The 21,831-nt window shown below is 56.7% G+C and carries 6 protein-coding genes and 2 pseudogenes; 7 read left to right on the forward strand and 1 reads right to left on the reverse strand.

Going from position 1 to position 21,831, the window contains the following annotated elements:
- Positions 1-597, forward strand: a pseudogene (locus ASG62_RS07120) (hypothetical protein); the annotation flags it as partial.
- A gap of 69 nt (positions 598-666) precedes the next feature.
- Here the strand turns inward: ASG62_RS07120 and ASG62_RS07125 are convergent.
- Positions 667-1,124: pseudogene (locus tag ASG62_RS07125) on the reverse strand (transposase); the annotation flags it as partial.
- 806 nt (positions 1,125-1,930) lie between these two features.
- On the opposite strand from ASG62_RS07125, the gene ASG62_RS26265 reads away from it, so the two are divergent.
- From ASG62_RS26265 to ASG62_RS25370, 6 genes are all read left to right on the forward strand, one after another.
- Positions 1,931-2,854 (forward strand): hypothetical protein, encoded by a 924-nt coding sequence (locus ASG62_RS26265; protein ID WP_156382004.1) that lies wholly within the window; start codon positions 1,931-1,933, stop codon positions 2,852-2,854.
- A 112-nt stretch (positions 2,855-2,966) separates the two neighbouring features.
- The gene (locus ASG62_RS07140; RefSeq protein ID WP_057180343.1) at positions 2,967-8,873 is read left to right on the forward strand and encodes a beta strand repeat-containing protein; all 5,907 of its coding nucleotides are present in this window, start codon (positions 2,967-2,969) and stop codon (positions 8,871-8,873) included.
- 100 nt (positions 8,874-8,973) lie between these two features.
- Positions 8,974-11,163 (forward strand): peptidase domain-containing ABC transporter, encoded by a 2,190-nt coding sequence (locus ASG62_RS07145; protein ID WP_082537077.1) that lies wholly within the window; start codon positions 8,974-8,976, stop codon positions 11,161-11,163.
- Positions 11,164-11,166: 3 nt separating this feature from the next.
- A complete protein-coding gene (locus ASG62_RS07150; protein WP_082537078.1) occupies positions 11,167-12,624 on the forward strand; it encodes an HlyD family type I secretion periplasmic adaptor subunit in 1,458 nt (485 codons plus the stop codon).
- A 1-nt stretch (position 12,625) separates the two neighbouring features.
- Positions 12,626-13,624 carry a hypothetical protein gene (locus ASG62_RS26270; RefSeq protein ID WP_156382005.1) on the forward strand — a complete coding sequence of 333 codons (999 nt, stop codon included), beginning with the start codon at positions 12,626-12,628 and terminating at the stop codon, positions 13,622-13,624.
- A complete protein-coding gene (locus tag ASG62_RS25370; protein ID WP_156382006.1) occupies positions 13,617-21,758 on the forward strand; it encodes a calcium-binding protein in 8,142 nt (2,713 codons plus the stop codon). The genes ASG62_RS26270 and ASG62_RS25370 overlap by 8 nt, the downstream gene beginning before the upstream one ends.
- Positions 21,759-21,831 lie beyond the last annotated feature (73 nt).

A 21,831-nucleotide genomic window follows, 5' to 3' on the forward strand; every position in this document is an offset into this window, starting at 1 on the left:
GGAGAGCCACGATATCGGGGCTCTTGCCCGACTGGGAGMAAGGCCGAGATGGTCGAGCTGCGCCCCTCCGGCGGCGGTCGCCAGCGTCTCGTGTTCCACGCGCCGACGCGCGGCCTCATCGGCTACCAGTCGGAGCTTCTGACGGACACGCGCGGCACGGCGATCATGAACCGCCTGTTCCACTCGTATCAGGCCTATAAGGGTCCGCTCGCGGGCCGCAACACGGGCGTCCTCATCTCCAACGATTCCGGCGAGAGCGTCGCTTTCGCGATGTTCCATCTGGAAGATCGCGGCCCGATGATCATCGATCCAGGCGTCAAGGTCTACGAGGGAATGATCATCGGCATCCACACCCGCGAGAACGACCTCGAGGTCAACGTCCTCAAGGGCAAGAAGCTCACCAACATGCGCGCGTCGGGCAAGGACGAGGCTATCAAGCTGACGCCGCCGATCCGCATGACGCTCGACCGCGCGCTCTCCTGGATTCAGGACGACGAACTCGTGGAAGTGACGCCGAAGACGATCCGGCTGCGCAAGCGCTACCTTGATCCGGCAGAGCGCAGGCTCCCGGTCTATTACAGGCCTTTGACCGCTTAAGCCCTTATTTTAAGAGGTTTCGCCTAGCACTACTTTGGCAGGTTGATTATCAAAGGCGAAGCGAGCGGCTCATTGCAATGAGGGCAACGTGCCGGTGGCGGTCTCGCGAAGACGTTGAGGATGGCTTGCCGGACAGCCGGCATGGTCGGTTGCGGCGGCGGACCCGAGACTCTTTTTTTCCGTTCCGCTGCGGTGAGGCGGCGGGACTGGAGGAAGGCGTAGGCGATCATCGTCATCAGCGCGTGTCGGTGCAGTCCGGTCCATGATCGCCCTCCGAGGTGGTCGAGGCCGAGCTCCTCCTTGAGCTGCTGGTGCGCCTGCTCGCAGATCCACCGCGCCTTGATGGCTCCAGCGAGCGTTTTGATCGTCGCGTCGGTTGGCAAGTTCGAGAGGTAGTATTTGCGTTCGCTGGTCGAGCGATGCTCACCGACGAGCCATACTTCTTCGCCAGGTAGATGCTGGTTGCCCATGTCACGGATACGCTGAGTCGGACCGTCGGCCACGCGCACCCGCAAGACTGTCAAACGGATCACTCCAGCTTAATTGGCGTTTTTCAACGAAACAATACTTGCTGAGGCGATGAGAGTCGCGTCCACCAGCGTGCCGGTCTCCACCATGACGCCCCTCTCGTCGACCTTTTAGGACGCCGCCGTCGGCACCGGCGGCACTGAGCAGCAATGCCCATGCGAAATCGAAATCTATGCCGCATATGGATAACCTAATCATTAATAATTCGTGACCAGATGCTACTATTGCGAGCAAGGTAGAGGCGTGTTCATCTGCAAACCACCGGGCACCTTCGATGCATTTCGCTAATGCCGGCTTATAAAAGTATGACGAGTGTTTAATATGCCTGAATTGCCTTTGCCCGAGCCTTCCACCACCAAACAGCTGACTCACCATCCCTCTCATCCAGCCCAACTTGGCAGCGTCCGAGTTCGGCTTAAGATGCTATTAATTTTTTTTAACATTTAAAAGAAGTTTATTTTGCTAATATTTCAAGACAAAAGTAAATGAGGACTACTGAAGATGACATCAAGAATAAGCTACGCATGTTCTCTAGTTTTTGTACTGTCGCTTATCATTGGAATTTCTATGAGCTTAGAAGTGTTTTCGGAGCTTAGAACTTACGCAATATATAGATATACGTTCAGTTTAGTTTCTCTATTAATTTTTGGGACATTCATACCCGGCCCTGGATCAATGATACTTTCTAGTGGATATAGGGTATTTATAAATGATGGATACTATAGACATCATCTGCTGAATAATCCAATTAAGTACTTGGTTTGGAAAGAAATACGTCAAGGCAACGAATCGGAGTATTCCAAAGATGGCAAATAAGAATACTGCGCGTGTACCAAATCTGATGGAAGGTGGTGCCTACATACAGACGCTAACAGTCGGCATGTATGCCGGTTATAATGAGGATAGTGGCGTAAATATTGGCGTTTTACATCAGGTGTCGGCTGGCATTGCTGTTTATAATTCGGCGGGAGTTAGCTTCAGTCTTCAAAATGGAGTTCATTTTCAAAAAAATGTTGGTGTCGGTGTGGGCGTTCCTACTGGCGTTCCAACTCCCGTCACTGCCTCATCATTTTACAACTTTATGGATAAAACAACAACAGTTCAAGTTGGCACCGGAGTTACCGACGATCTTGAAATTGGTCTGTATGCTATAGCAAACCAGAAGGAAATAGCTGTCACAAATCCAACCCTTCCGATTGGAACAATTTCATCGAGCCGTCTGCCGGGACAAGGTGGAGCTATACCAGTCGGCAGCGAGCTTAATGCATTGGATGTCATTAGTGAGCTGCGCGCGCAAGCAAATCTCAATTTTGGCCAGATGTATTATACTCCGAGCGCTCAAGATATCAGCATAAGCAATAATAAGAAATATACTGGTAATGCCAGCTGGGGACAAAACTCGCCGCCCGGCATCGGCCCCAACAGTCCGGTCAGTTACAGTGGTTCGTCGCGGGTGAGTAACTCCGCGCCTCCCGGCATCGGCCCSAACGCCTCGGTGACCAGGTCAACAGGGAGCGGCGCCTCGGCTCGGGTGAGYAACTCCGCGCCTCCCGGCATCGGCCCCAACGCCTCGGTGACCAGGTCAACAGGGAGCGGCGCCTCGGCTCGGGTGAGCAACTCCGCGCCTCCCGGGCAACTCGTCCGGCTCCAAATCATCCACCTCCAGCAGTTCTTCCAAGAGCCGATCCGGCGGCATCGGTCATGCGCCGGTTCTTCTCGACCTGTCTAGCACTGGGCTCGGCGTAGATACGCTAGCCACATCTCAGCACTTCTTTGACCTTGACGGCGACGGGTATCAGCGGCGCACGGCGTGGGCAGGTGCGGGCACGGGCGTTCTCGTTTTGGATGCCGATGGCGACGGCAAGATCAGCCGTTCGTCCGAGTTCGCCTTCACGGAATGGGCGGAGGGAGCCGACAGCGATCTCGAAGCGCTTCGCCGGGTGTTCGACACGAACCACAACAACAAGCTGGATGCCGGCGATAGCCGCTGGGCGGACTTCAAGATCTGGCTGAACGGCAAGCTGGTCTCGCTCGCCTCGCAGAACATCGCCTCGATCGATTTGATCGCGACCGGCAGCGGGCAGTCCTTCGAGGACGGGTCGGCAATCACCGGCGCCGCCGCTTTTACGCGGACGGACGGCACGACGGGCACGGTCGGTGATGCTGTCCTGGCGTCGGAGGAAGACGGCCAGATCGTCAAGACGGCTGTCGTGACGAACGCGGACGGCACGACCACGACGACCATCACCGGTTTCGAGAAAGACGGGAGCGTGTCCTTCCGCAATGTGGTGAGGACGAGCGCCAATGGCCTCAGCGTTCGAACCCAGTTCGACGATGACGGCGACGGCGTGTTCGACCGCTCGCAGACCGATGTCCGCAGCGTCGTGAGCGGCGTGCAGAAGCGGATCGTCAGCAACTTCAACACCGACGGGTCGCTGAAGGATGCCACGACCACCACCACGAGCGCCGATTTGAAGACGGTCACCACCGAGGTCGACCAGGACGGCGACGGCAAGCTCGATCAGAGCCAAGTCTACCAGAAGAACGCCGATGGATCGAGCTCGACGACCGTCACGCAGTTCAGCGTCAGCGGCGCGGTGTTGAAGCGCGTGCTGACGACGAGCTCTGCGGATGGTTTGACGAAGACGTTCCAGACCGATGCCGACGGCAACGGCACCTACGAGAGAGTGCGGTCCGAAAAGACCAGCACCGACACGAATGGAACGCGCCGGAAAACGGAAGAGGAGCGGGGTGGAAACGGTGCCGTTATCCGCCGCGAAGTCACGTTGACGACCATCGATGGGCTTTCCACGACGGTCTACAATGACCGAGACGGCAATGGCTCCTACGAGACCCGCAGCTCTTCGAAAATCACGACCGACGCCAACGGCGTCATCAAGACGACGACCGACCTGACAAACGGAAGTGGTGCGCTGCTCGCGCGCACGATCACGACGACGAGCAAGGACGGACTGTCCAAGACGGAACAGTCGGACCTCGACGGCAACGGCACGATCGACGGAACTCTCTCCGACGTGACGGTGAACACCGCGGGTGCCCTGACCCAGACGGTGACCGAGAAAAGCGGCAACGGCACGCTCTTGAGCTCGACGACAACGTCGACCAGCGCGGATCGCAAGACCATCACCGAGGACATCGACGAGGACGGCGACGGCAAGCTCGACGCCCGAACCTCGGTTCTAATCGACGCGAACGGCGTGACCACTGCGACCAAGACGCAACTTTCGTCGAACGGCACTATCCTTGCCAAAACCTCGAGCGTGACAAGCGCCGACGGACTGATGACCACGGTGAAGACGGACGCCAACGGCGACGGCGTCTTCGAGAGGACGACGGTCGATACGACTTCGGCGGCCAACGACGGCAGCCGCAGTCGGCTCGTCACGACCACGAGCTCCAGTGGAGCCTTGATGGTTGGCAAGTCGCTGACGACAACGTCGGCGGACGGCCTGCAGAGCGTCGAGCAGACCGATCTTGACGGCAATGGGAGCTACGATCGCACGACCACCGATATCGTCGGGCTCAACGCGGACGGCAGCCGCCTTAATACGGTCACAACGGGCAGCGGCAACGGGGGCTTGTTGTCGAAGGTGGAGGTCTTGATCAGCGCCGACCGTAAGACGGTGAAGACGACGACGGACCTCGATGGCAACGGCAAGATCGACGAGACGGTGGTTGCCGTCACCAATGCCGACGGCAGTCGGCTCGAGACCCGGAGCCGCACGGCCGCCAACGACAAGCTGATCGAAAAAACCGAGACCAGCGTGTCCGGCAATGCCCTGATCACGATCGTCAAGCGCGATGCCAATGGCGACGGCGTCTACGACACCACGCAGACCACGGGCATTGTGCTCGGATCGGGCGGCGACCGGACGACGACGGTCACGGTGACGCCGACGGCCAAGACGACAGAGGTGATGGCGAAGACCGTCACGTCGGTCTCGGCCACAGGTTTGAAGACGGAGGTTGCGACCGATGCCGATGGCGACGGAACCTTCGAAACCAAGTCAACCGACCTGACCACGTTGAACACGGACGGATCGGTGACGGTCACGAAGTCGCTGAGCGACTCCACCGCCAGGCTTTTGTCTCGTACGGCAACCACGACATCGGCATCCCAGCTGATCGTGACGACGCAGGAGGATCGTGACGGCGACGGCACCGTGGAGCGGGTCGTCACTGACCAGACGACCGTCAACGCGGACGGATCCCGGTCGCGGGTGCTCGAAGCCAAGGGGAACGACGAAAGCCTCGTCTCTCGCGAGCAGACGTCGACCAAGGCCAATGGGCACGACGTCACCATCACGACCGATCTCGACGGGGACGGCGTGACGGACGAGACGCGGACGATCGTCGTGGGCGACAACGGTTCGACCACGACCACCGACAAGGTCTTCGACGCGTCAGGCAAGCTGACGTCTCAGAGCACCCTGGTCGTCAGCGGCAACGGGCTCACGCGGACATCGACGGTTGATTCCAATGGCGACGGGACGACCGACCGTTCCACCTCCGACGTGACGACGTTGAATGCCAATGGCAGTCGGACGCAGGTGTATTCCGAGTTCAGCGGTGCCGGTGCGCTGATAAGCCGAACGACCGTTGAGACCGCGGCCAATGGTCTAACCAAAAAGACGGTCTGGGCGGGTGCGGACGGTGTCGCAAAGCGCTCTTCGACCGAGACCAAGGGCATTTATTTGAATGGGGGGACGATCGAGACCGTTTCCTTCTTCAAGGCCGATGGATCTCTGGAGAGCAAGTTCAGCGAGGAGAACTCGCCACGAGCCCGCACGACGGTGTCCAGGCGAGACATCGACGGTGACGGGGTCGTCGATGGGACAATAACGACGACGACGCTGTCCGACGACTCGATCCGCGTCGTCTCGACCGATCTTGGTGCCTCCAATGCCGTGAAGGATACGAGGACGTCGACAACCTCGGCGAACGGCCTGTTGCAAGTGGTGGACTGGGACACCGACGGCAACGGCAACGTCGACAAGCGCGTCACGTCGACAACGGTCCTGAACAGCGATGGCACACGGACCACCACCCTCACCACCTCGATCTCCGGACCGAGCGCGCTCGTGCTGAAGGACAAAACCGTCACCGATGTGTCGGCCGACGGGTTCGGCAAGACCATCAGATGGGATCTGAACGCCGACGGCACATTCGAAAAGAGTCAGACGACCCAGACGGTCCTCAATGCCGACGGCTCGAAGACGGAGACGATCAGCAACTTCGCAGGATCCACGCTCACGAGCCGATATTTGACGACGACGGCGGGTAATGGCCTGTCAACGACGACGAAATGGGATCCGACCGGCTCGGGAACCTATGCCCAGACCTCGACAGACGTCGTCAGCTTCGGTGCGGCGGGTGAGACGATCCGTACCGTTACCGCAACGAATGCCAACGGATCGGTGCTCTCCAAGTCCGTCGCGACGACAAGCGGTGAGACGGTGACGACAGTCCTGGAGGAGGCCGTCCGAACGGTGACGTCGACCACCGATGTTCTGGCCGATGGGGCTGTTCGTCAGACGGTATCCAGACGCTTGTCCACGACCGGAGAGCTAACGGAAAAGACCGTCACTGTGACCAGTGGTGACAAAACCACGGTCGCAATCACGCGTGACAAGAACGGCGATGGCGTCACCGATCAAAGCGAACTGCGGGTCAAGGCCTTCTCGGGCGAAGAGACGACGACCATCACGAACCTAGACGGCACCGGCAATCTCAAAGATCGCGTGACGATCCTTCGTTCGGCCGATGGTCGCCGTACCACCACGACTTTCGACCGCGATGGCGATTGGGCGACTGACCGAACGATGATCACCGACGAGATTGTCAATGTCGACGGCAGCCGGGTGGTCACGACGACGGATGCGGATAGTTGGACGAACAAGCCGGCCTCGAAGACGATAACGAAGGTCTCGGCCGACGGTCTCGTCACGACCACGACCCGCGACATCAATGGCGATGGCACGGTCGATAAGACGGAGGTCGTCACGCTCGACGCGATCGGTGCTGCGACGACCGTCCTGACAAATACCACGCCGGCTGCGCTCGATGTCGGCACACTTCCGTCCGGATTGGTGCAGTGGAAGGCGCTCGTCGCCGAGACCGTCACGACCGTAGCCTCGGCCGACGGACGCTCAAGCGTCAGCACCTTCGCCTATGCCAACAAGGACGCGGCTGGAGTCGTTACGCGCACGACGGCGGTGATGAGACAGGTGCGCCAGATCGACGGCTCCCTTGTCACGGAGGTGACGGAAACGAACGCATCCGGCACTGTGATTGCCAAGGGGCAGATCGCCACCAGCATCGATGGACGGACAACGGTCCTCACCAAGGACGCCGATGCCAACGGCGTCACTGACATACGGCAGACGGCGGTCACGTTGCTCGACGGCGTAGTTACCTTTACGAAGACGGACTACGCCTCTAATGGCTCAGTAACCAAGTCATTGACAGACACAGTTGGTATGGACGGCCGACTTAGGTCGCGGATAGTAGTGGACGCCAGCGGCCGAAAGACAGAAGATATCGCCGTTGCAAAGGATGGTAGCTCCATCAGTTCGATATACGATGTCGATAACTTGGGTCAATGGAAAGAGATCCGAAATTACTACGACAAAGAAGTTAGAAATACATATTTCTATCAGCTTAATGACGACAATACATACAGTTTATACACCTTTGATGTCGCGGGCACTCAACAATGGGGGCGCACAGAGGCTGCTTTTGATGCAAACCAGCGTATGATCCAGCAGAAGGTTTTTTACGACGACGGGAAGAGAGAAACCCAAACCTTTGACGTTGAACGCTCATTCAACTGGCAGAATATCGTTCAAAGGTATGACTCGCAGGTACGGCTGTACTATTTTAATCAGACCAATGATGATGGAACACGGTCTGACATTCAATATGACGTAGACAACACGCAGTCATGGGAAAGAATTGAAGGCTACTATGATACCGTCGGCCGCCTAACTGATCAAATTTATCTCAATGATGGCGGAACCCGCTTGCACATTGACTATGACGAGACAAATAGCAATTCTTGGAGCTCTATAGAAAGAGCCTACGACAAGTCGGGTAATCTTATTAGTCGCACGCACATAAATGATGATGGCTCCCGCATAAGCTATGTCACCCCTATTATTCTCGATCTTGATGGAAGCGGTGTCATAGAAATCAATACCCTAGAAGAGAATTCGCAAATCGTTGGAGGCGGTGTCCAATACGATTGGAACGATGACCTTGATCCAGACGACACCGCTTGGGCTGGGCCCAGCGACGGGATGCTTGTGATTGACTTGCAAGGTGATGGAATTATTGCAGCCTCTCGGGAGATCGCTTTTACCAACTGGTTAGAAGATGAAAATGCTTTCACGGGAAAAACCGACATGGAAGCGCTTCGACTGGTCTTCGACACGAACCATGACAATATTTTAAGTGCTTTAGACGATCGCTGGAGTGAGTTCCGCGTCTGGCAGGACCTGAACCAGAACGGCATTAGCGAGGCGGGCGAGCTGAAGACGATGTCGGAGGCGGGCATCAGCCTCATCAACCTCGTTCCCTCGACGGATGGTGCGCAGACGTTCTCCGATGGCTCGATGATCACGGGCACCAGCTCGTATCAGACGATCGACGGCAAACAGCATCTTGTCGCCGATGCCGCGCTTGCATGGCGGACGGGAGCGAACAGCCAAACGCCTCTCGGTTCCTGATATGAGGAGGGTATCGGCCTCGGCGCCGATACCCTCCTGCTCATGACCTTATCGACAAAACCTTCAGCTCGCCCCGGCGACGATCGAAACTTGGACTTTCATGAGCGCTGTCGAGTTCCACGAGGATGAGGCGTTCACAGACGCCTCACCGGACACGCCGACCCGTGTCGATACCGGACTGACGGCTCTCTGCGCGGTTGCCGGGTACTATCGCATCCCGGCCGAGCCCTTGAGCCTGGTGCGCGAGTTGGCTCTATCAAATCCGGCGGTGCCTGCTGAGATCCTGCGCGCGGCCAAACTCATCGGCCTGAAAGCCCGCATCGTTCCGCTAACGTCCCAAAGCCGGTTGGCGGCAGCGCCAATGCCGCTGCTGGTGGAACTGGCGGATGGCGGCTTTCTCGTTCTCGTCGGGCGCTTGCCGAACGGCCAATTCCGCCTGGTCGACGCAGTCACGCGCATTGACCGGGAAATCTCCTATGACGATCTGATCGCGATCATTCGGCCGCGCATGATCCTGGTGCAGCGCCGTGTCGCGGGGGCCGGGGTCGCGCCCGACAGCTTCAGCTTCCGCTGGTTCCTACCCTCGCTCTGGCGCTACCGGCGCCCGCTTGGCCATGTGCTTGCAGCCTCACTGATCATCCAGGTCTTCGCCCTCGTCACGCCGCTCTTCTTCCAGGTCGTCATCGACAAGGTGCTGGCGCACCAATCCTATTCGACCCTCTTCGTCATCGTCGGCGGAATTGCGGGCATCGGTCTCTTCGACGTCCTTCTCCAGTATCTTCGAACCTACGCCCTGACGCACACGACGAACCGCATCGACGTCGAGCTCGGCCAGCGCCTCTTCGGCCATCTCCTGCGCCTGCCCATGAGCTACTTCGAGACGCGCTCTGCCGGACAAACGGTGGCGCGGGTGCGCGAGTTGGAGACGATCCGCAGCTTCCTGACGGGTCAGGGGCTGTTCTCCGTCCTCGATCTCCTGTTCGCGGTGATCTTCATCGCCGTGCTGGCGGCCTATTCGATTGAGCTCACCTGGATCGTGCTCGGCACCATCCCGCTCTATATCGGCATCGCCTTCCTGATCCGTACGCCCCTTCGCGAGCGGATCGAGGAGAAGTTCAACCGGGGCGCCATCAGCCAGCAGTTCCTCGTCGAGACGGTGGTCGGCATCCAGACGGTGAAGGCAAGCGGCGTCGAGCCGTCGATGCGCGCGCAATGGGAAGAGCGGCTGGCCGCCTACGTGAAGACATCGTTCGCGGCCGGAATGCTCGGCGCCGGCGGCCAGAACGCCATCCAATACGTCTCCAAGGCCTCCACCGCCCTTCTGCTCCTGTTCGGCGCACAGGCGGTGATCAATGGTCACCTGACCGTTGGCGAGCTGATCGCCTTCAACATGATCGCGGGTCAGGTGGCGCAGCCGATCCTACGCCTCAGCCAGCTTTGGCAGGATTTTCAGCAGGTGCAGATTTCGGTTGCCCGGCTTGGCGACATCCTGAACGCCGCGCCCGAGTACGTGCCCCAGGCACTGGAGACGCTGCCCTCGCCAAAGGGCGGTATCCAGCTGAAGCATATCTCCTTCCGCTACAAGCCAAGCGGGCAGGATGTCCTGAAAGGTGTGACGCTCGGCATTCGGCCGGGTGAGGTCGTGGGCATCGTCGGTCCGTCGGGCTCGGGCAAGTCGACCCTGACGAAGCTGATGCAGCGTCTGTACTCGCCGACGGAGGGAGAGGTGCTCCTCGACGGAGCGAACCTCGCCCATGTCGATCCCGCCTGGCTGCGCCGGCACATCGGCGTCGTCCTTCAGGAGAACCTCCTCTTCAACCGCACGGTTCACGACAACATCGCGCTCGCCAATCCGGCGATGCCGCGTGCGCATGTGATCCAGGTTGCGCGCCTGTCGGGCGCCGACGAGTTCATCGCCAAGATGCCCCAGGGCTACGACACGCTGATCGAGGAGCGTGGCACGAACCTCTCCGGCGGGCAGCGCCAACGCATCGCCATTGCCCGCGCGCTGGCGACCAATCCGCCGATCCTCATCTTCGACGAGGCGACCTCCGCGCTCGACTACGAGAGTGAGCAGGTGATCCAGAGGAACATGCGCCACATCGTGAAGGGGCGCACCGTCGTGATCATCGCCCATCGCCTGGCAGCGGTCCGCCATTGCAACCGGATCATCGGGATGAAAGACGGCCGCATCGTCGAGGCCGGCAGTCACGACGAACTCTTGAAGATCCCCAATGGTCTCTATGCCAAGCTCTGGGCGATCCAGTCGAACCCGCTGGAAGAGGCTTGAGGCATGAACGCGCAAGCACCCTCCACCGCCCGCTTCAAACAGCCGCCGCCAGCAACCTCGCGTCGGAACCGGCGCGACCAGGAGTTCCTGCCGGCAGCGATCGAAATCCTCGAGACGCCGCCATCACCGGTCGGCATCGCCTTTCTTTGGATCATCTGCATCTTCACCATCGCGGCGCTGACCTGGTGCTGGTTCGGCCGCCTTGATGTCGTTGCGATTGCGCAAGGCAAGGTCCAGCCGACCGGCAGGGTCAAGATCATCCAGCCCAAGGAGATGGCTCGCATCGCCTCGGTTCTCGTCGAGAACGGCCAGCATGTGGCCAAAGGCGAGACGCTCGCCATCCTCGAGGCTAGTGATGCCGATGCCGACGTGCGGCAGCTCAAGGTCAATCTCGATGCGGTCCGTGCGGAAGCTGACCGGCGCCTAACGGCGCTGACGGCGGCTCGCGCCGGGCTGGGTGCCGTGCCGGCCATCGCCTGGACGTCGGAGCTTCCCGCGGCCATTAGGACGCGAGAGACGCATGTGCTCGAGGGCGATCTAGGGCAGCTTGCGACGACCCTGGACGGACTTATGGCGCAACTCGATCAAAAGACACTGGAAGTGGTCCGGTACGAGGAGATGATGGCGGCCTTCGAGGATCTCGTCGGCACGCTACGCCAGCGGGTGGAGATGCGCACCAGCCTGGAGCAGAGCGGCTCGGGTTCGCGGGCCGACCTCATGACTGCGACGGAGGCCCTTCAGGACAAGCGCACGGATCTCGTGGCTGCTAAGGGTCAAAGGGCCGAAAGTCGTGCCGCGATCGAGGTGCTACGGCGAGAGATTGCCAGAACCCGGCAGGCCTTCGTCGCCGACAATCTTTTGAAGCTTAGCGAGGCCGAACGCCAAGCGGACGACATCGTCGAACGTCTTGCCAAGGCAGAGGCGCGTCAGCGCGAGATGGTCATCAAAAGCCCGATCGACGGCACCGTCAGCGCCTTGTCTGTCACCACGCCAGGCCAGGTAGCGGGCGCAGGCGAGGAGCTGATGCGCGTTGTCCCTGATGGTATCGGCCTGGAGATCGAGACCTATATCGCCAACCGCGACATCGGCTTCATCCACACCGGGCAGGAAGCGACGGTCAAGATCGAATCCTTGCCCTTCACGCGCTACGGCACGATCAAGGCCGATCTCGTCAAGATCGCGAGCGACGCGATCCCCCAGCCGGAGGCCGAGAAGGTCGAAGGCAACCCGGCGCAGAGCCAGAGCGAACGTGGCTTTGCCGGTGCCCAGCGCACGCAGAACCTCGTCTTCCCAGCCATCCTGAAACCCCGGGAAATGCATCTGTCGGCCGATGGCGTGGATGTGCCACTCTCGCCCGGCATGGCTGTTACCGTTGAGATCAAGACCGGAAGTCGCAGAATTATGGAATACCTACTCTCGCCGCTGGTAGAGGTCGCCAGCGGGGCGATGAAAGAAAGGTAAAGTGGCCCTGCGCATCGTATCCATAAGAACCACTAAAGCGGATTCTTGGCATTCCAGCACTCCAACGGAATTGGAGATCGAAGCTTGTCTTTCGAACGTGCACATTGACCTTGTGCGTCCTGATCAGACTGCGGTTGTGAAAATCGGGGCTTTGCCTTTCATGGGCTACGGAACGGTTAACACACCCGTTCAGAAGGTCACGAGAGGAGAAATTCTCGAACTGAATGCGCCCAGTCGAGAAAGCAGCCCAGTCTCTGCCGCTAAAGAGCAACGCCTTGCACACGCCGTGCGCCTGCAAGGCGTCGCCTCTCACGAAAATCACAACTGCTTCAATAAGGGGCCGGCAGGTCTGCCCCTACAGGCGCGGAGTATTAAATCCAACGAAAAAGAGATTCATATGCAAAAAGGCGCAAAATCTGACGCAATAATTGGGCCAGCCGATGGTATTAGGATCTATTTTTGGTATTGTGCCATAAGTATTACTACCAGCACTGGCGTATTTATTTCCCTATTGGCTTCATTGTTTTCATGCTCCATTTCTAGAAACGGTATTTTGTCTTACATATTTAGAGAGATTAAGCCTCATGTTCCCCAATCCACTCATGACAACATATTGTTTTTACAGAATGAGAGGGGTTGTCTTGGCTATAGTTACGAGTTCCTTCTTCTATCAGGAACAGCAATTGTATTTTTTGGATTAATTGCTTTGATAGTATTATTGATTTCTCAATATAGAAATATGAGATCGCCAACAACTAGGCGGCAAGCCGGGGCTATATTCATAGGTTTCATAATGTGCTGGCCAGCTATGTCTGTTCTTTATCTTGAATCTATTTCGACATACCTAGATCCCCCAACCTTAATGCAGCGCACGTTTTCAACATATCTAGTTCTACCTATAATAGCAGTTCTCTTAATAAGTCTATACTTTACGCTTGGACTTATTATCATTTTTTCTATGAAAAAGATAAAGTTCTCAACAGTATCCAACCATGAATGAGGGTGCAAAATTGGTAGACTCTAAGAAAGAGACACAAATCGGTCTGCCCGACGGCTCCAATTTAGCCGTTGGAGCCGTCGGGGGTATTTTTTCGGGAGTTATGGACTATTCAGTTCCTGGAAATTTGGGGGCGAAGTGGGGTCTTTTTGCCGGCGGGTTATTAGGTCTTACGGACATAATATCTGCTGCGCGCCGCGGTGAAGAGGGCAAGCACGAGGTAGCAATCCAATCCTTTGGACTGGGGGCTGGTCTAGCGGCAGGTTACTACGGTGGACTGGCCGGTGCCTACGTTGGCTCTATTGCGCCAGGTCCTGGGAATATCACGGGAGCCGTGTTGGGCTTTGGGTTTGGTCTCGCATCCGGATTCTACGGAGAGAACTACACTGAAAGGTTTTTGAAATCGGTGCTAGAAAATGCCGAAGAGCGAAGTTACCCTTGGACGCTTGATCCCCTATCGAATACTGGTGACCTGAATCCCTATAGACGTTTCGATGCCGAACTTGGGTGGGTTAATAGCGGCTACACTGGCGCCAATACCGGCCTCGACACGCCGTCTGAACGGCGGTTGATAAACTCAGGTGCTGACGCCCGTGCGATCGATGGAATGTCGGTTCCTGGCTTTGGTGGCCGGCCAACATCAGGCACCGCAGCTGGCGCACCAGGCATGATTGTGCCGACAATACCGGAGCCTGCCACACCTAAATCGCCCCTTACTCCGTCCTTTGAATACGAACTCCAACGCTTACGTGATGCCGTTCAGAAGCAAAATGAGCAGGTAAGGCAGGAGAACGAGAGGAAGCGCGCGGAATACGCCGCGCAATTGGAAGAGCATGCGCGCCAAGTACAGGCGGTCAACGAGCAGAACGAGCGCGCGCGTCAGGATTACGAGCGCCAGTTACAGGCAGCAAACGAACAGAACGAGCGCGCGCGCCAGGACTATGCTCGTGAGCAGAGGCGCCAGAATGATATTGCTTTTATTACAGGGTGGAAGTCCTCGAGGGATGGTGATCGACAGCGGAGGGCAGAGGAGGAGCGTCGGGCAGATGATTTAGCTCGCCAGAACAATCTCAATCGTCAGAAGCAAGAGCAGGCGCAACGCTCTGCTGCTACTGCAGCTCGAGCAGAGGCGGAACACCGCCAGCGGGTTAAAGCAGCAGCTTCGGCGGAAGCCGCGCGCAAGGCGGAAATTGCACGTCCTACGGAGGTATTTGGTGGATATTATAAGAAGGAGGTAGAAACTCCGATCGGCATCAAATATGGTACTGAGGTTTTGGGACCTTTTCTTCCGACTCCTCCTCGGGTTATTGACCCCTCGATTCCTATGAGTCCTGTTCTTCTCGACATTTCGGGGCAGGGAACGAAACTCGATTCACTGAATACATCGCTGAACTTCAGCGATATGGATGGTGACGGATTCAAGAGCCGGACGGCTTGGGTTGAGCAGGGAACGGGCGTTCTATTTATCGATGCGGATGGGGACGGCACGAGAAGCCGATCCAAAGAGTACGTTTTTACGGAATGGGAGCCAGGTGCTGACTCGGATCTTGAAGCGATCCGCAGAGTTTTCGATACCAATAACAACAATCAGTTGGACGCCGGTGACACACGCTGGAGCGAGTTCAAGGTTGAGGTCGATGGCGTGGTTCGGACGCTTTCCGAACTCGGCATTACGTCAATCAATCTGATCGCGTCCGGCAGCGGCCAGGCCTTCGAAGACGGCTCCGCCATCACAGGCACCACAACATTCACTCGCGCTGACGGAACGACGGGCGAGGTGGCCGACGCGACGCTGATGGCGGAAGACCAGAGCTACGTCATCCAGGATGCGACGGTGACCGGAGCGGGCGGCACGAAAGTCCGGACGATTAACGGCTACAACAAGGACGGCAGTCTGGGGTTCACGACCCAACAGACGGTCAGCGCCGACGGTCTGTCTCGAACGACGCGGTTTGATGAGGATGGCGACGGGATCGTCGATCGCTCGCAGACCGACGTTCGATCGGTGACGGCCGGCGTTGCCAAGCGGATCGTGACAAACATCAATGCCGATGGCACGAGCCGTGATCGCACGACGACCCAGACCAGCGCAGATCGTCAGACGATCACGACCCAAATCGACCAGAATGGCGATGGTGTCGATGATCAGGTGCAGGTTTTTGCGCGCAACGCCAACGGTTCCTCGACCACCACGACGACGGCTCGGAGCATCAATGGCGCGATTCTGTCCAAGTACGTGACGGAGAGTTCCGCGGACGGCCTCGTCAAAAACTTTCGCACGGATGCCAACGGCGACGGCACATTCGAGCTGGCCACGACCGAGACGACGACGATCGCCAGCGACGGAGCACGAAGCGAGACATCCGAATTCCGGGGTGCCAACGGCAACCTTCTTCGACAGCAGGTTATCTCGACGAGCGCGGATGCCCGTTCGAAAACCGTGCAGAACGACCTGAACGGTGACGGCGTCTTCGAAACGCGTGAGACGAACGATGTAAGTGAAGGCACGAATGGCGAAGCGGTCAATAAGCTGGCGCTTTATGGGAAGAACGGAACTCTTCTCAGCGGTGCCACGACCAGCACATCGAAGGATGGTCTCTCCAAGACTGTCGCCGTGGACGCGAATGGCGATGGCCTTGTCGATGTCACCACATCCAATAGCAAGACGGTTTCAACAGGCATCATCACGGAGGTCTCGCGCTCACGCAGCCGCGATGGGACAACTCTGGCCCAAGCTACGACGATCACAAGCGCCGATCGAAAGAAGATATCGGTATCGGTCGACGCGAACGGAGACGGGTCTGATGATCAGCGGAAGCTGACGGAGGTTGACGCTGCCGGAATCACCACCGTCACCAGCTTCTCCTACGCTCCCAAAGGCCGCCTGCTGGCAAGCACATGGCAGCAGACGAGTGCGGATGGAATGGCATCTACCACAAAGGTTGATCTCAATGGCGATCAGATTTTCGATCTTATCACCACGGACGTCACCACCATCGACGCCGATGGGGGCCGCACGCGTTCGATCGACATCACGAGCGCGGACGGCTCGCGGATAGCCAAGGCTCGAGAGACCGTGTCGGCCGATGGTCTTGTCGTCACATCCAGCAATGACCAGGACGCAGACGGCCAGCTTGACACGACGAGCGTCAACTCCGTCAAACTGGGGTCCGATGGCGGCCGCACAGCGACCGCCATGGTCATGAGCGCAGACGGAACCCTTCTGTCTAAGACGACAACGATCATCAATCGGGCTCGGACCGTTTCTACGACCACCTATGACAAGGATGGCGACGGAAAGACCGATGTTGAAGAGGTCGCCAATCTTTACGGTGATGGCAACCAGAACACATACACATACGAATATGCTGCATCAGGAGCGCTCATCAGCAGTGAGCTGACCTACGTATCGAAGGACGGGCTCGTTAGCATTACAAGCCAGGACTTGGATGGAGATGGCCTTTTTGACAGCACGACCGCGAAGGCTACGACGCTGAACAGCGATGGAAGCCGTACGACGAGTGTCGTGGTTTCTGCCGCGTCCTCTACGAAAAAGCTGCTTGGACAGACGACAAGTACCGTTTCCGGCAATGGCTTGCGTATCGATACGAAGAGCGATCGAGACGGAGACGGCATCTACGAATCAAGAGTCGTCGAGGTAGTGTCCCTTGCAGACGATGGTTCGATGACCAAGACCAGCACATCGCTGGCTGCCAACGGCGTTTGGCGAGGTCGAAGTGTTGTCACAACCTCCGCATCAGGACTCTCGCGCACGAGCCAGTATGATTTGGACGGCAACGGCTCCTTCGATCGCGTGGTATCCGAAACGTCGGAGACCAACGCCGATGGATCCACCGGGAGCACCCTGACGGCCTCTGGTGGCTCCGGCGCGACGATCAGAACAGAGAAGGTCACACAAGCGGCTGACAAACGGACACGGACGGCTCAGATCGACAAGGACGGTGACGGCTCCATCGATCAGTCGACCCAGACCCAAATTGCCGACGACGGCGCGTCGACGTCGACGTATAAAACGTTGGTTCAGGGGATATTGCGGTCCGAATATCGTGAGACGTCGAGTGCCGACGGGCTCAGCGTCGATACGCGGGTTGATATTGACGGCGACGGCTACATCGATCGATCGACCAAGTCGAAAAGAACGCTTGGTGCCGATGGCAGCAGTTCGAACGTCTGGAGCGAATATGGTGCTGATCGCGCTTTAAAGAGTCAGATCATCACCTACACAAGCGCGAATAAACTCTCATCACGTACGGACTGGTCTACGAACGGAATTCTCACACATTCTTTCACATCAGACTCTTCTACAGCTGCAAACGGTGACATTGTCAAAATCTCGACTTATCTAAAGGCGGACGGAACCGTCGAGAGTGTCTCCACGAAAACTGCTCGAGAGGGAGGCCGCTCCGTTGAATCTCTGCTGGATGAAGACGGCGATGCCGTTGTCGATTTCCGCACTTTGTCTACAGTCTCAAGCGATGGAACGGAGACCACGCTAACAAGTGGCAGGAAATCCAGCCTGACGGCCGATGCCCTATACAGCATCACATCGGCAAATGGCCTTTCATCAGAAGATCGTTTTGTCTGGCAGGATACTTCAGGCGGTACGAGCTCTGAAATCACGAAGTTCAGCACCAAGTCTAGTTCAGTTCTCAATTCTGACGGCTCGGTCTCTACGACGACAGAGAATAGTGAACGGGTCAACAGAGCGTCGGAATTGACGCTGATCGAGCGTTCTTTAAGCCAGAAGTCCGGCAACGGATTATCTGTAACCACTCAGTTTGATCTCGACGGCAACGGAACTTATGAGAAGTCGCTATCGGACGTTACCCAACTGCCGGAAACGGGTTACACGACGAGAACTGTAAGCGAATATCTCGGCACTACACTTGTTAAACAGAAGACCAAGTCGACCTCGACGAATGGGTTGATATCGACGACGGAGTGGAATTTTAGCGGACCGGTGGCTCTCGTACAAAAATCGACGGCCTCGACCTCATACGGGACCGCTGGTGAGACGTCATCCGTCGTCAGCAACACTCGATCTGACGGCACCCTGATTTCGAAGTATGTCACGTCGACCAGCGCAGACGGAAGCTACGCAACAGCTCTTGAGGATCACGACGGATCCGGTGTTTGGGATTGGAAGCGAACATCGAGCGTGGAAACGCTCGCTGATGGTTCGTCGGTTGTCACACAAAAGCGATTGACGCTGAATGACGGCCTCATGGATAGCACCGTAACCACTACGACGTCAGCCGGTCGTTTCACATCGATCGCGAAGGATGCTGATGGAGACGGACGTCTCGACCAGCTTCAGATCGGCGTCGTTAATGTTGATGGATCGTCAACAACGACAACGACCGACTACACACTACAGGGAGCCGCCTCCAGCATCAGTGTCAGCACCCGGAGTGCGAACGGATTGAACGAAGCCGTATCGTGGGATTTCGACGCGAACGGAACCGTCGATCAGCAACGAAGTGTCAGCCGCATAAATTATGCCGATGGATCCTCGCTATTGAGTGTTCGGGATTTTACAGGAGCCAAGACTATTAATTCTGCCTCCACGTTTGTCAGCGGAGACGGGAGACATTCGACAGTTTCTACAGATACGGACGGCGACGGAGACATTGATCGCATAGAGACGATTACCAAAGCACTCGACGGCTCTCTTGTATCGAGGGTAGCGAACAATGATGAGGGTCGCAGTGCTCAGTCCTTGCTGACAGGTAGCATATACTTTCGTAAGGCGATTTCGGTCTCTATGTTAACCGAGACAAGTTCTGATGGCTTAACCTCCGTCATGCGATCCGACTACGATGGAGACGGTTTCTTCGAGAATGTGGAAACGACACAAACTCAGATTGACGGATCTCTCATCACGACAATTGTTGAGAAAAATTCGAGCAATGCGATTACAGCGACCGGGACGGTCTTAAGAAGTGCAGATGGCATTACAACAACTCTCCGTAAGGACGAAGGAAATAACGGATCAATTGATCGCGTAGAGGTGTCGAAGGCACGCATTGATGGATCTGTCCGACATACAGCCACCGATTATAACAGTTCAGGGACGATACTGCAGACGGTCGTCACGGATGTGAGCGCGGATGGTAAGGCGGCATCGGTCTACGCGATTACCGATGGCATAGCCTCTGGAAGCGCCACTGGCAGCGGAGTTCGATTTGTCATTGATGGCTGGGTCAACAGTTCGATCTCCGGGAGCGATGGGAGCGACCTGATCTATAGTGGCGGTGGTTCAGATAGGATTTCTGGCGGTGCAGGCAACGATATCATCAGAGGCGGTGCAGGATCAGATATCATTGACGGGCAAGGCGGCTACGACACGGCGGATTATAGTGACAAGACCACGTCTGTTGTGGCGCGGCTGAGTCATGAAAGGGGCGTGACTGTAACTGTCAATGGAGTAGCGGAGGATACTCTTTATAATATTGAGTCATTGATCGGCGGATCCGCATCTGACACGCTGTCCGGAAGCATACTGAATAACGAACTTTATGGTGGCGCCGGAGATGATATTCTCTATGGCGCAGAGGGGTTTGACTTGCTCGACGGTGGTGTCGGATCTGACAACATGAAGGGGGGTATTGGGGACGACGTTTACGTGGTTGGAGAAACAGGAGATGTGGTCACCGAATATACGGGCGAAGGAATAGACGCGGTGAGGTCATCGATTTCCTACGTCTTAGGAAATAATGTTGAGAATCTTACCCTGACAGGCGGACAGAAAACGAATGGAACCGGTAACGCGCTTTCGAACACGATAAAGGGAAATGCAGCGGATAATTCGCTCTCTGGAGGATCCGGTGACGACTACCTCTATGCGGGGGCTGGAAACGACGTTCTCGATGGCGGGTCCGGTGTTGACGAAATGCAGGGTGGGGCTGGGGACGATATATTTATTGTCGACAATACAGGCGACAAGATCGTTGAATGGTCGGACGAAGGCGTGGACTTGGTTCGTTCCAACGTAGCTTTTACGCTTGGTAATAATATTGAGAACCTTACTCTAATCGGCGCTAATTCGATTAACGGAACGGGTAACGAGCTCAATAACGACATCAGAGGCAATACGGGAAGTAACACCCTTAATGGTGGGGCTGGCGATGACGTTTTAACAGATGACGCCGGTAACGACTCGTTGTTTGGAGGATTAGGAGCAGATATTATTTCTGGTGGTGCTGGAAATGATTATCTTGATGGTGGGGTGGGCGTCGATAAGCTAACCGGCGGCATTGGTAACGACACATATATCGTTGATGACATAGGAGATGTCGTCATTGAATATACCAACGAAGGAACTGATACGGTTGTCTCTTCGGTTGCCTTCTCACTGGGCTATGCGACCGAGAACCTAACGCTTTCGGGCAGCGCCGATATCAACGGTGTTGGAAACAACCTTGATAATCGATTGATAGGGAACTCCGCTCGAAACACCTTAAGCGGTGGCAATGGAAATGATTGGATGTCTGGTGGTAGCGGAGTGGATATTCTTGATGGTGGAGCTGGGGTAGACACTGCAGACTATAGTGAAAAGACCGTTTCGATCCGTGTTACTCTGAATGCGTCATCAAAGGTTGACGTATTTGTTGGCGGCATTGCTGAGGATAGCATATCGAATTTTGAAACGATCGTAAGCGGCAGTGCGGCAGATATCCTTGTTGGCGATAATCTCTTTAATACCCTCATTGGACAGGGAGGCGGAGATACTTTGGATGGTAGAGGTGGTGACGACCGGCTCGTCGGTGGATCGGGAAATGACAATTTGACCGGCGGGATAGGAAAAGACGTCTACGTGTTCGATGCCGATCTCAACGGCTCTTCGAACGTTGACGTGATCACTGATTTCAATATCTCAGACGATGGTTTTGAGTTGAAATCTTCTGTTTTCAGAGGGCTTGCGGTCGGCACCCTTCAGGCATCACAGTTCTCGTTGGATGGGATCTTTTCATCGGGGGCCCCCGGCGTCTTCTATGAAGCCGGGACGGGTAATTTGTATTTTGATGCAGATGGATCCGGCGGGGGATCAAGTGTTCAGTTTGCGAAGACCACTTCGAACCTCGCTATAACTGCGAACCACTTCCGGATCGTCTGAATATTTTAGACGTCGGCGGAGCCCCGAATGGGCTCCGCCGATTGGTGGGCTCGGTCATTGGATCGGTTGAGAA

This window comes from Aureimonas sp. Leaf427 (assembly GCF_001425485.1).
GTDB lineage: Bacteria > Pseudomonadota > Alphaproteobacteria > Rhizobiales > Rhizobiaceae > Plantimonas.